Source organism: Rubrobacter calidifluminis, from assembly GCF_028617075.1.
Lineage (GTDB): Bacteria > Actinomycetota > Rubrobacteria > Rubrobacterales > Rubrobacteraceae > Rubrobacter_E > Rubrobacter_E calidifluminis.
In genome coordinates, this window is the sequence record NZ_JAQKGV010000009.1 from 89148 (window position 1) to 100970 (window position 11823).

An 11823-nucleotide genomic window follows, 5' to 3' on the forward strand; every position below is an offset into this window, starting at 1 on the left:
CCGCCGCCGGCGGGCGGTGCTAACCTTTTGGGGTGGTTTTGGGTCCCGAAAGGAGAACGTAGTGGCTGAGTCGGCCACCGCGCACAGATCTGAGGAGAGCCTCATGCTCGGCGGGATGGCACGCTGGGATGGGATCGATTTTTTCGGGGCGCGTTATATGAGCACGGCCTACCGCAAGCGAAGCGGCGAGATCTTCGTCCGCGTGGACCCGGTGAGCGTCTGGAGGCCCGAGAACCTCACGGTGAGGCGTATCTCGGGCTGGCCGATAATCCGTTCTTTTTTCTTCTGGGGACAGCTCCTGGTGCAGGTGGGCGGTTCGGTGTGGACCCTCGCCTACTTCGTCGGTTCGATCGCCGCGCTGTGGCTTATTGTACGCGTGCTGGAGCTGGGCAGCGGCCTGGGGTCTCTCGGTGGGTTTCTGGGCTTCCTCGCTGATTTCCCGATGCTGCCGCTCTTGGTGCTGTTCTTCGCGGCGATGAAGCTCACCGCCACGGGCCGCTACCACGGCGCCGAGCACAAGGCCGTCGCCGCCTACGAGAAGTACGGCGAGGTGACCATGGAGAAGGCCCGGGCGAGCAGCCGCATCCACCCCCGGTGCGGCACGAACATCCTCATCTACATCGTGATAGCTGCCGCGCTCGAGCCGATCGTCCCATGGTGGTGGTATTCGATCGCCCAGTTTATCCTCATCTCCGAGCTGTGGTTCACCTTCGGGCGGAGCCGCCCCTCAATAGCAGTTGGCAACCTTCTGCAGCGCTACTTCACCACCTCGGAGCCCACCAGCCGGGAGCTGGAGGTCGCCGTCGCCTCGATAAACCGCCTGCTTGAGGCTGAGGGCGGAGATCCCTCGGTGGAGATAGGCACCCGCGTGAGGATACCGGCCCGCTACTGAGCCTGCAGAGGACGCCGTTGCCGAATCGTTGCGGGGGCGCACGGATTCTTAGCGGTTATGAAACCTTTTCGTAAAATCACCTCCTGCACAATCAGGGTGTCCGAGACCGGCGGGCGATTAATGGTGTCGGAGGGGGGGAGAGGAGAGAGGAGTGAGAAGGTTGCTGGTCCTGGCGTCCCTCGCCGCCCTGGCGGTGCTGCTGGCCGCCGTTCCCGCCCAGGCCAGGATGCGACCCCAGGTGGGGTGCGCCCCGACGGGCTGCTGGCCGGTTTATTCTTACGGGGATCAGGACACCGACGTGTACGCGATACAGTACTTCCTGCGAGACCGCGGCTTTGCGAGCTTCACGCCGACCGGCTACTACGGTGCGCTGACCACACAGGCAGTGGAGAGATTCCAGAAGGCCGGGAGCATCCCGGTGAGCGGGGTGGTCGGCGCGAAGACCTGGCCTGAGCTGGTGGTGCCGGTCAGGTACGGGCAGACCAACGACGCTGTGAGGGCACTGCAGACCGAACTGCAGCAGCAGTACGGCTACAACATACCCGTCACGGGGTATTACGGTAACATCACCAGATCCGATGTGATGAACTTCCAGAAGACCCACGGGTTGCGCGTCACGGGCAGCGCGAACCGCGCCACCTGGCACGTTTTGATCAGCGCCCGCTGATCTTTCCGGGACGACGGCCCGCCGGTGGACCTGGGGCGGGGCCCTCTGAGGGCCCCGCCCCTACTGTCCCCGGGCGGCTAGTTCGCCTGACGGGTCGGGCGGATCAAGACCTCGTTCACGCTCACCCGGGGCGGCTGGGTCGCGGCGTAGGCTATGGCTGCTGCTATGTCCTCCGCCTGCAGGGGCTCTATGGTACCGAATCTGCGGCGTTGCTCGGCCAGCGCATCCTCGTCTGTTATATGGCTCGCGAGCTCGGTCTCCACGGCGCCCGGCTCTATCACCGTGATGCGGATGTCATCCTCCAGGAGCTCCTGCCGCAGGCCTTCGGAGATGGCGTTCACAGCCCACTTGGTGCCGGAGTAGATCGCGCCCGTCGGGCGCACCTTGCGCCCGGCGACGCTGGAGATGTTTATGATGTGCCCCGAGCCCTGCTCTTTCATTATCGGGAGGGCGGCGTTCGTGGCGTAGAGCAACCCCATCACGTTCACCTCGAACATCTGGCGCCACTGATCGGTGAGGCCCTTGTCCACGCGGGAGAGGAGCATCACCCCGGCGTTGTTGACGAGGATGTCGACCCTTCCGAACTCCTCCTTCGCGCGCAGGATCATCCTTTGCGTCTGCTCCTCGTCGGTGACGTCGCAGGGAACGGCGATCGCTCTTCCTCCCGCCTCCTCTATCCGCCCGATCAGGGAGGAGAGCCGCTCCTTGCGGCGGGCGGCGGCGACGACGGCCGCCCCCTCGCGCGAGAGCGCCTCGGCGGTCGCCTCTCCTATGCCGCTGGATGCTCCGGTCACCACGGCCACCTTTCCCTCAAGACGGGACATATACGGGCTCCTTTCCCTCCTTCAGCGTTCCAGTACCCAGGTATCCTTCATCCTGCCGCCGCTGGAGATGTTGACCACGTGTCTGCCCGGCGCAGCCACGCGGGTGAGCGAGCCCGGGACCACCTCGACGGTCTCCGGGTCGGGTGCGAGTGCGATGACTCGATAGTCGGCGTAGGAGTCGCGCAGCAGGATTCCCTCTCCATCGGTCTCGCAGACGAGGTGGGTGGAGAAGTCTATGACCTCCTGGGCGATGTACTCGACCGGGTTCGCCTCGACCTTCCGGCGGAAGTTCTCCACCTTCTCCCTGCTCTCCTCCGGTCCGATCATGACCTCCTTGCCGCCGTAGCCGCCGCGGCTTTTGATGACGAGCTCGCCGAAGCGTTCCATCACGTATCGGTAGTCCGCCTCGACGGCGAGCGAGAGGGTCGGAGGGTTGTCGATCAGGGGCTCCTCGCCCAGGTAGTGCCGGACCATCTCCGGCACGAAGACGTAGACTCCCTTGTCGTCTATGATCTCGGAGTTCGGTGCGAAGAGGACGTGCACCCTACCCTGCAGGTGGCACTCGAGCAGCCCCGGAACCTCCGCGTAGAGTCTGTCCTCGTCCACCCGCTCGTAGACGACGTCTATCCTGCGGCCGGAGGAGCGGTGCACCAGGTAGCCCTCTCCATCCAACACGAGGTCTTTCGGTTCGGCGAGGATGGCGCCCATCTCGCTGGCGTAGATGTGGTGGTCGAGGTAGAACTGGTCGGCGGGACCTCCCGAGACGACCGCGAGCGTCGCCTCGTCGCCTTTCCGGGAGGCCGCGCGCAGGGAATGTCCGAGTCGCTCGAGACATCCGTCGAGCGGCCTCACCCCGAGCTCGCTGTAAGACTCTGGGAAGACCACCCCGGAGGTCATCCTGCGCCGGCGGGTCATCGGGGCGAGACCGACGGGCATCTTGGCGTTCTCCTCTATGACGAAGAACTCCGGGTCTTCGGGGTCTCCCGTCGCCACTATGTCGAAGGCGATCTGACGCACCGGCACCGGGCCGAAGCGGTTCGGGGTGGAGACATCGTAGAGGGTGCTCGTCTTCAGCACCTCCTCGGGAACGACCTCCTCTCTTCCCTGCTCGAGGCGCCTGAGGAATTCGTTTATCGCCCGGAGGCGCTGGGTCAGGCCTCGTTCGAGCTTCTCCCAGTTTCCGGACGTGACGACCCGGGGGATCCACTCGGTCGGGTGCGTCTTGTCCTCTCCGGTGAGGCCGAACGAGCGCTGCTCCGCGAGCAGGAGTTCGTGCGCCCGGCGTCGGCGTTCTTCCCAGCCCGCAGCCCCCATCTTCTCCAGCTCGTCGAGCACGGGGCGGTAGATCGGTCTCGGGGTACCGTCGGGCAGGAAGACCTCGTTGGGACCGGCCAGAGAGCGTACGAATCTCACAGAAGAGGGATTATAGCGGCTTGCTCGCCCGGGCGTACTACGGCGAGAGACCGGGGGGGATCCCCCCCGGTCTCTCGGGATGGGCCGTCCTGCCGGGCTCAGCCGGCCCCGGCGGTGAAGTAGACCCTGTCCGGGGATCCCACGCCGGTCACATCGTCCCAGCCCTTCTTCGTCTTGAGGCTCGAGTCGTCGTCGAAGGTCCGGACGCTGTAGACGATGCCGCCCTGCGCATCCACGCCGTTGGCGTAGTCCGGCCGGACGTTTGCAGCACCGTCGTGGGCCGGGGTTACATCACGAAACGCCTTGCTGTTGGACCGGGCGAGGTCGTAGATCCTGGGGTTCGCGAAGCCGAGCCTGCCGCCCTGGGCCTGGCTGGCGAGTGCCTCCATCCCGGCCATGAGCGGCGAGGCGAGGCTGGTCCCGCCTATGCGGTACTCATCGTAGTAGACCCCGTCCGGGAACTTCTGGGTCTCGCCCACGAGCATGCCCGTCGTGGGGTCGGCGTCCAGCGCCACGTCCGGCACCGCCCGGCCGGCCGGGGATCCCGCGGGCACCACGCCCTGCTGGTAGTCCGGTCGGTTGAACAGCGAGCTGAACCCGCCGCCCGCTCCGTAGATGAACCCCTGGGGGACCCAGGATTTTCCGGAGTCGGAGAGGACGTACTTGTCCGTCCCCCAGCCGGCCTCCCAGCGGTAGTTGTTGCCGGCCCCGACGGCGAGCGAGGTGCCCCCGACGGCGGTCACGTACGGGTCGGAGGCCGGGTAGTCGGTCTGCAGCAGGCCGCTGGCCGCCACGTCGTCCCCATCGTCACCGGAGGAGAAGAAGAAACCTATCCCCTGGGCGGCCGCCTGCTCGAAGATGGTCTCGTAGGCGCGTATCGCGCCGGAGGTCTCGTTGGAGGAGAAATCGCCCCAGGAGTTCGACACGATGGAGGCCTTGTTGTCATCTACCACCCGGGCCAGCGTGTCAAGGAAGTCGGTGTCGGTGCAGCTCCTGGAGGCGTAGTAGAGCACCTTCGACCCCGTGGCCATCCCATGCACCGCCTCCACGTCGAGGGTCTCCTCCCCGTACCACCCGGAAGGATCGCACAGCTTCTGGTTGCGGAAACCCTGCCCGGGGAGAACCTGCCTGAACTGCCCCTGCGAGAACCGGCCGTCCCCGTGTCTCGTCGCGTAGCGGTTCGCATCCTGCAGGATCGTCGGCGCGGCGTAGGCGTCGGTGATGGCTACGGTCGCGCCCGCTCCGGTGAGCCCGCTGGCCGTCACTCCGTAGGCCCCGCGCAGCTGGGAGGGGACGTAGCCGCAGACTGCGTACGGCCGGTAGCTGCCCTCGAACTTCGGTAGCGGGCTCTTGTAGTCGGCCTGGTAACGCGCCGTGAGCTGACCGTAGTAGAGCGAGCACGGACGGGCGTTGCGGAAGCCCGCCGGCGGCTGTGCCCGGCCGCTCTGCAGCGGTTTTACGGTGTGCGGCGGGGACTGCAGCCCGACCACGCCGAGGACCTTCTCCGAGAGCCCCGCAGGTACGGAGAGGTTGCCCGCCGGGGCGAGCACCGTGCGCCCGCCGCGGCGGAAGAGCCCCATCCTCACGCCGAAAGCCCTCTCGGCCTGCGCCACGGTGCCGCGCACCGCCACATAGCGGTTGCCCGCGCCGACCCCGCTGACACGCAGCCCGGCTCCAGAGAGCCAGCGACGGACCACCCGCACGTCGGACGCCGTCGGCGCGAAACGGGCCCGGTACTGGGCAGGGGTTATGAAGTGCCGGTAGCTGCCGCTCGTGGGATTCGAGACCGCACGTACCAGCGCGTCGAGGTCCGCCTTGTGACGCGGCCGCAGGTAGACCCGGGCACTCACGTGGCGGGATGTCGGGGCGGGGCGCGCCGCAGATGGCTTGGCCCAAGCGGGCGAGCTTCCGCCCAGCGTTACCCGATCTCTGTTCTGGGCCAGGGCCTGACCCGCCAGCACCATGCCGGCCAGCACGAAGGCGAGGGCGGTGGCCAGAAGGCCCCGCCTCCCGTAGTTTCTCATCGCATTGTTCTCCTTTCCCTCAAAAGGACGCATGCCTTTCCCCGATGATGGATGCAAGAGGACGGCCCTGCCCGCTACTCTCCGAGTGAGGCACCCATCATCCAGCCGGGCATTATACAGGCCGCCGCACCCCCGTGCCTTTCTCTGGTTTTCGTGGCCGCTGGTCGCTTTCGGGGGTGTGGTTCGATCGCCGGGGCCGGTATACTGAACGGGCGTGGAGAGGATCCGGCTCACACCACCGGGAGAGAAGGGGGCCCGCGGAGAGCGTGCCCGGCTCTACGTGCGCTGGATGCCCCACCTGGGGGCCGAGGCGGTCGCTCTCTACGAGCTCCTGCGCATCCTGCCGGAGGTAGGTATGGATGAGCTGGATATCGAAGAACTCGCGGAACTCCTCGGCACGACGCCCCAGAAGGTGCAACGGGCGCTCGGGAGGCTCGTAAAGGCGGGTTTCGTGACGGAACGTGACGGATGGCTGGAGGTGGCAGAACATCCCCCCTCCAGCCGCCCCGAGCCGGATGCGGGGGATGGTGTAGAGGTCGTGCGCGCGGAGCCGGAGGGGATAACGCCGGACGACTACTTCCGGTACATGGGCACCCTGCCCGCCCCGCACATCCTGGAGTTCCTCAACGGCTACTGCGAGCGGGACGGAATCGAGCCGGACGCTGTGCGCGAGGCGCTCAGGATCGCCAGCGAGCGGGACGCCCGCCGCGTCGGCTATGTGAGAAGCATCCTGGAGCGGTGGGTCGAGCGTGGGGTGAAGACCCTTGAAGACGTCAGGCGCTTCGAGCAGGACCGCAGGCTCAGGCTCGTCGGAGAGGGGGTGAGCGGTGGAGCGGATCGACAGGCTGCTGCCCGACGCCGGGAGGGCTATGAGTGGCTCTTCGGCGAGGAAGAATAGGGAGAAGAAGGCCCTCAGGCTCGACGACAACGTCTGCCCCCACTGCGGGAGGGAGCTCGAGGTGGAGTGGGTCGAGTTTCCCCCCGCCCTGAAACGCAAGTACGGCAAAGACGGGGAGTGGTACTACCATCCCTGCACTCCCGAGTGCGAGGCCAAGAACGAGCGGCGCGAGTGGGAGATGATGCGGCGTGAGGCGCGCATCGAGGCGCTGAAGGAGCGCAGCGGGCTCTCTAAGCGGATGCGGGGCTACACCTTCGCGAGCTTCAAGCCTTACGTCAGCCCCAGTGCGACGCGGGCGGCGGAGAAGGTGGAGAGCTACCTCAAGAACTGGGAGGAGAACCGCGAGGCCGGGCGGGGGCTGTACTTCTGCGGTGGGGTTGGGACCGGCAAGACCCATCTGGCGGTGGCGGTGATGAACGAGCTGATGGAACGGCGCAGGGTGCCCTCGCTCTTCGTCACGGTCCCGGAGCTGCTCGACAATTTGCGCGGCGCCTACAACGAGCCGGGGCGCAACCTCGACGAATGGATGGAATCGGTGAAGAACGCAGAACTTCTCGTGCTCGACGACCTGGGTTCCGAGCGTCCCACCGAGTGGGTACAGGAGCGGATCTTCGTGGTCGTCAACCACCGCTACCGGGAGGCCCTGCCGACGATCTTCACCTCCAACATCGGACCCAAGGATCTCGCCGCGCAGCTCGGAGAGAGGACGGCGAGCCGGATCATCGCGATGTGCGAGTGGATCTCGCTCGAAGGAGAAGACTACAGGGAGCTGGAGGCCCGCAGGAGGCTATGAGGGAAGAGTTCATGATCACGAGGGGCGGCAGGCAGTACGTGCTGTTTGCCGGGCTTCTGGACGAGGCCCACTCGCTGGGCCTCAAGAGCATCGACACCGAGCTTCTGCAGGTGCCGGACGAGAGCAACGGGCAGGTGGCGGTGGTCAAGGCCACGGTCGAGATGGAGGACGGGCGCACCTTCAGCGGGCTCGGCGACGCCTCGCCCGAGAACGTCTCGCGCAACATCGCCTCGCACCTGATCCGGATGGCCGAGACCCGCGCGAAGGCCCGCGCCCTGCGCGACGCGGTGAATGTGGGGGCCACAGCCCTCGAGGAGCTCACCGACGGGGACGATGCTCCCCCGGCTCCGGCTCAGCAGGAAGAGCGGCGCCCGCGCCCCTCCAGGGCGCACCTCAGAGACGCCACCGCGGCCCAGCGGTCCCGGGAGAACGGGGAACCCCCGGCGCGTGACTCCTCCCAGAAGGCGCGGCCGAGCCAGGTGAACCTGCTCAGGACGCTCGCCGAGGAACTGCGGGGGGAGAACGGGGTGGCGAGGCTGGAGAGCAGGATCGGCAAGCCCCTGACAGAGCTCACCCGCGCCGAGGCGGACGAATGGATCGACCGGCTCACCCCTCCGGAGGACAGGGGGTAAAGCCTTCACCTCCTCGCTCCGATAACCATCCTGCAGGACGGATGGTATGCGGGGGACGCGTGGAGAAGAGTATGCCGGGGGGAGGCGTGAGCGGATCACGTCTCTGGCACTCGGCATGCTCCTCGCGCTGGCCCTCTGCTCCGGCTGCGCCGCACCGCGGGCGGCGCTCGGGGAGCATCCGCCTCCCGCGGGGGCGCTCGTGGTGAGCTTCATAGACGTCGGGCAGGGGGATGCCATCCTGGTGCAGTCCGGCGGCAGGAACTACCTCGTCGACGGCGGGAGGCCCGAGGCGGGTCCGGAGGTGGTCGATTTCCTGCGGAGAAGCGGCGTGAAGAGGCTCGACGGTCTCGTCGCCACCCATCCTGACGCCGACCACGTCGGCGGGCTTCCGCAGGTTCTCGACGCCTTCGACGTCTCCACCGTCTACCTCTCCGGGGATACCAGCGCGACGACAACCTTCACCGCCTTCCTGCGCGGGGTGAAGGAAGAAGGAGCGAGGGTCGTCGAGAGCCGGGCCGGGATGCACTTCGACTGGGGCGGCACCCCGGTCACCGTCGTGGGCCCGCCACCCGACTCCGAGGGCGGTCTCTTCCCCGAGGACAACGACAACTCCGTCGCGCTGCTCATCAGTCGGGGTGCCGCACGCATCCTGCTTGCCGGGGACGCCGGGGCCGAGGAGGAACGCTACATGAGCCTCGGGCCCTACGCCGGGCCGCTCACGATCCTCAAGGTCGACCACCACGGCTCAAGCTACAGCACGACCCCGCTCTTCCTCAGCCGCTTCCGACCCAGGGTGGCGGTAATCTCCGTCGGGGCGGACAACCCCTACGGGCATCCCACCTACCAGACCCTAAGACGCCTCAAGGTCGCGGGAGCGAAGATCTTCCGCACCGACGAGGACGGGGACGTAGTCGCCACGATAAAAGACGACGAGCTGGAGGTGGCCGTGAGTAGACCTTGAGAAGCGGGAGCCGTCCTTTAGACTGGAGACAGAGGTAGCGAAACGAGAAAGGATGCGAAGTTGGTCAGCTTCAACAGGGTGATACTCGCCGGAAACCTCACCCGCGACCCGGAGCTCAGGTTCACCCAGTCCGGGGTGCCCGTCTGTGGTTTCGGCCTCGCCGTGAACCGCGTCTACTCCAAGAACGAGGAGGTCGACTTCTTCGACGTCTCCGCCTGGCGCGACCTCGGCGAGCGGGTGGCGAACTACGTGAAGAAGGGCGACCCGGTCCTGGTCGAGGGGCGGCTGCAGTACCGCACCTGGGAGGCCCAGGACGGGACCAAGAGGAGCAAGGTCGACGTGGTCGCCGACAACGTCCAGTTCCTCGGCCGCGGCGGAGGCGACTCGGGCGGCGAGCGGGGAGGCCGCACGGCGGACGACGTGCCCGAGATGAGCGAGGAAGACCTCGACGACATCCCGTTCTGAGTCCTCTGGAACCTGGCGGAGGCATCTGAGGGGAGACGTTCGCGTCTCCCCTCTCCTGTCGGGTGTGAGATGCTTTCCAGAAGCTCTTTTGCCGGGCTCCCTGCAGGGGTATAAAGTCTCATGAGGGTCCGGAATGGATCCAGGAGCGGATTCGAGCGTTTTCGGAGGTTTTTCGAGGGTATGAACGAGCGGCTTGACAGGATGCGGAAGATCGGGCAGGCCCCCTGGGTGGATGAGATCTCGCGCGAGGACACCCAAAGAGGAGGGCTTAAAAAGCTCGTCGAACAGGGAATAGTAGGGGTGACCTCCAACCCCACCATCTTCCAGCAGGCGATCTCGAACTCCGAGCTCTACGACGAGCAGCTCGCCGAGCTCGCCAGAGAGCTCGACGACCCGAAGGAGATCTTCTTCCGGGTCGCCCAGCGGGACATCCAGGACGCCTGCGACATCCTCGCCCCGGTCTACGAGGAGACGGACCACCTCGACGGCTTCGTCTCTCTGGAGGTCTCCCCCGACCTCGCCTACGACACCGAAGGGACCATCGAAGAGGCCCAGAGGCTGCACGACATGGTCGACCGGCCCAACCTGTTCATCAAGATCCCCGCGACCAGGGAGGGCCTTCCGGCGATAGAGGAGATGATCTCGCGCGGCGTCCCGATAAACGTCACCCTGATCTTCTCGATCGAGCGCTACCGGGAGGTGACCCGCGCCTACATCGACGGCCTGAAGAGGTTCGTCGAGGGTGGTGGCGACCCCTCGACGGTCGCTTCCGTCGCGAGCTTCTTCGTCTCCCGGGTGGACACCGAGACCGACAGGAGGCTCGATGAGGTCGGGCGTCCGGACCTCAAGGGCCGGCTCGCGGTGGACAACGCCAGGCTCGTCTACCAGGAGTTCAAGGAGATCTTCGGGTCGGACGAGTGGAGGGAGCTCGAGGCGCGAGGAGCGAGGAAGCAGCGGCCGCTTTGGGCCTCGACCTCGACCAAGAACCCCGAGTACTCCGACGTCAAGTACGTCGAGGAGCTCGTCGGCCCCGACACCGTGAACACCATGCCGAAGAAGACCATCGAGGCCGTCATGGACCACGCCGAGATCCGGCCGACCATCGAGGAAGGCGTCGAGGAGGCGCGCGCCCTCTTCACCGAGCTCGAGAAGGCCGGGGTGGACTACGACGACGTGACGGCCACGCTCGAGAGAGAGGGCGTCCAGAAGTTCTCGGACTCCTTCGAGGAGCTCATCGAGGTCATAGAGCAGAAGAGCGGGGAGCTCTCGCGCCGGTAGCGCGGGGTTCGGTCCGGGACACCAAAAAGAGAGGAGAGCACAGGGGACATGGAGCTGGGGATCTACGGGCTCGGGAGGATGGGCGCCAACATGGTGCGGCGCCTCGTCGACAAGGGAGATCACCGGGTGGTGGCCGGGAACCGTTCGCCCGGCAAGGTCGACGAGGCCGTCGAGCACGGGGCCGAAGGGGCGTACTCGGTCGAGGAGTTCGTGCAGAAGCTTTCGCCGCCTCGGGTTCTGTGGTCGATGCTCCCGGCCGGGGATGTGACCGAAGAGATGCTCCACCGCTTCGCCGAGCTCGCCGACGAGGGCGATATCATCGTCGATGGGGCCAACTCCTACTTCCGAGATTCGGTGAGGCGGGCGAAGGAGATCGAGGCGAAGGGCCTGCGTTTCCTCGACGCCGGCATCTCCGGCGGCATCTGGGGGTACGAGGTCGGCTACTGCACGATGGTCGGCGGCGACCGGAGCGCCTTCGAGCACGTCGAGCCCGCGCTCAAGACGCTCGCCCCGCCCGACGGCTACGCCTACCTCGGGGAGGCCGGCGCCGGGCACTTCGCCAAGATGGTCCACAACGGGGTCGAGTACGGCATGATGCAGGCCTACGCCGAGGGGTTCGAGATCCTCAAGAGCAGCCGCTACGACTACGACCTGAGGGCCATCTCGCACCTGTGGAACCAGGGGAGCGTCGTGCGCAGCTGGCTCCTGGAGCTGGCGGAGGACGCCTTCTCCAAGGACGCGGATCTCGAGAAGATAGCCGGTTACGTCGAGGACTCCGGTGAGGGGCGCTGGACGGTCTTCGAGGCGATACACGAGGACGTGCCCGCCCCGATCATCACCGGCGCGCTCTTCGCCCGGTTCGCCTCGCGGCAGGACGACTCCTTCGCCGCGAAGGTGCTCGCGGCCCTGCGCAACGAGTTCGGCGGGCACGCGGTGAAGGAGGCCGGGACCCGCGGCGGGGAAGGGTAGGAGCAGG

12 protein-coding genes are annotated in these 11823 nt (G+C 66.6%); 9 read left to right on the forward strand and 3 right to left on the reverse strand.

The window, feature by feature from the left end; genetic code table 11:
* Positions 1-61: 61 nt before the first annotated feature.
* Positions 62-892: a DUF1385 domain-containing protein gene (locus PJB24_RS08900; protein WP_273844949.1), complete on the forward strand. Its 831-nt coding sequence runs from the start codon at positions 62-64 to the stop codon at positions 890-892.
* 151 nt (positions 893-1043) lie between these two features.
* The gene (locus tag PJB24_RS08905; protein ID WP_273844951.1) at positions 1044-1559 is read left to right on the forward strand and encodes a peptidoglycan-binding domain-containing protein; all 516 of its coding nucleotides are present in this window, start codon (positions 1044-1046) and stop codon (positions 1557-1559) included.
* 77 nt (positions 1560-1636) lie between these two features.
* Here the strand turns inward: PJB24_RS08905 and PJB24_RS08910 are convergent, their stop codons facing one another.
* The 3 genes from PJB24_RS08910 to PJB24_RS08920 form a co-directional block, all read right to left on the reverse strand.
* Positions 1637-2383 carry an SDR family NAD(P)-dependent oxidoreductase gene (locus tag PJB24_RS08910; RefSeq protein ID WP_273844953.1) on the reverse strand — a complete coding sequence of 249 codons (747 nt, stop codon included), beginning with the start codon at positions 2381-2383 and terminating at the stop codon, positions 1637-1639.
* Between the two features lie 21 nt (positions 2384-2404).
* Complete coding sequence (locus PJB24_RS08915) at positions 2405-3796, reverse strand: circularly permuted type 2 ATP-grasp protein (protein ID WP_273844957.1); 1392 nt, start codon at positions 3794-3796, stop codon at positions 2405-2407.
* A gap of 98 nt (positions 3797-3894) precedes the next feature.
* On the reverse strand, positions 3895-5820 hold the full coding sequence (locus PJB24_RS08920; RefSeq protein WP_273844959.1) for a S53 family peptidase: 1926 nt from the start codon (positions 5818-5820) through the stop codon (positions 3895-3897).
* A 214-nt stretch (positions 5821-6034) separates the two neighbouring features.
* On the opposite strand from PJB24_RS08920, the gene PJB24_RS08925 reads away from it, so the two are divergent.
* The 7 genes from PJB24_RS08925 to gnd all read left to right on the forward strand — a co-directional run bounded on the left by PJB24_RS08925 (position 6035) and on the right by gnd (position 11816).
* A complete protein-coding gene (locus PJB24_RS08925; RefSeq protein ID WP_273844961.1) occupies positions 6035-6718 on the forward strand; it encodes a DnaD domain-containing protein in 684 nt (227 codons plus the stop codon).
* On the forward strand, positions 6648-7511 hold the full coding sequence (locus tag PJB24_RS08930; protein ID WP_273844963.1) for an ATP-binding protein: 864 nt from the start codon (positions 6648-6650) through the stop codon (positions 7509-7511). The genes PJB24_RS08925 and PJB24_RS08930 overlap by 71 nt, the downstream gene beginning before the upstream one ends.
* The gene (locus tag PJB24_RS08935; RefSeq protein WP_273844966.1) at positions 7508-8143 is read left to right on the forward strand and encodes a hypothetical protein; all 636 of its coding nucleotides are present in this window, start codon (positions 7508-7510) and stop codon (positions 8141-8143) included. Before PJB24_RS08930 ends, PJB24_RS08935 begins: the two co-directional genes overlap by 4 nt.
* Before the next feature lie 46 nt (positions 8144-8189).
* The gene (locus PJB24_RS08940) at positions 8190-9104 is read left to right on the forward strand and encodes a ComEC/Rec2 family competence protein (RefSeq protein ID WP_273844968.1); all 915 of its coding nucleotides are present in this window, start codon (positions 8190-8192) and stop codon (positions 9102-9104) included.
* A gap of 60 nt (positions 9105-9164) precedes the next feature.
* Positions 9165-9569 (forward strand): single-stranded DNA-binding protein, encoded by a 405-nt coding sequence (locus tag PJB24_RS08945; RefSeq protein ID WP_273844970.1) that lies wholly within the window; start codon positions 9165-9167, stop codon positions 9567-9569.
* 180 nt (positions 9570-9749) lie between these two features.
* Positions 9750-10847: a transaldolase gene (gene tal, locus PJB24_RS08950; protein ID WP_273844971.1), complete on the forward strand. Its 1098-nt coding sequence runs from the start codon at positions 9750-9752 to the stop codon at positions 10845-10847.
* 48 nt (positions 10848-10895) lie between these two features.
* Entirely contained in the window at positions 10896-11816 is a 921-nt protein-coding gene (gnd, locus tag PJB24_RS08955) for a phosphogluconate dehydrogenase (NAD(+)-dependent, decarboxylating) (RefSeq protein ID WP_273844974.1), read from the forward strand.
* The last annotated feature ends 7 nt before the right edge of the window (positions 11817-11823 follow it).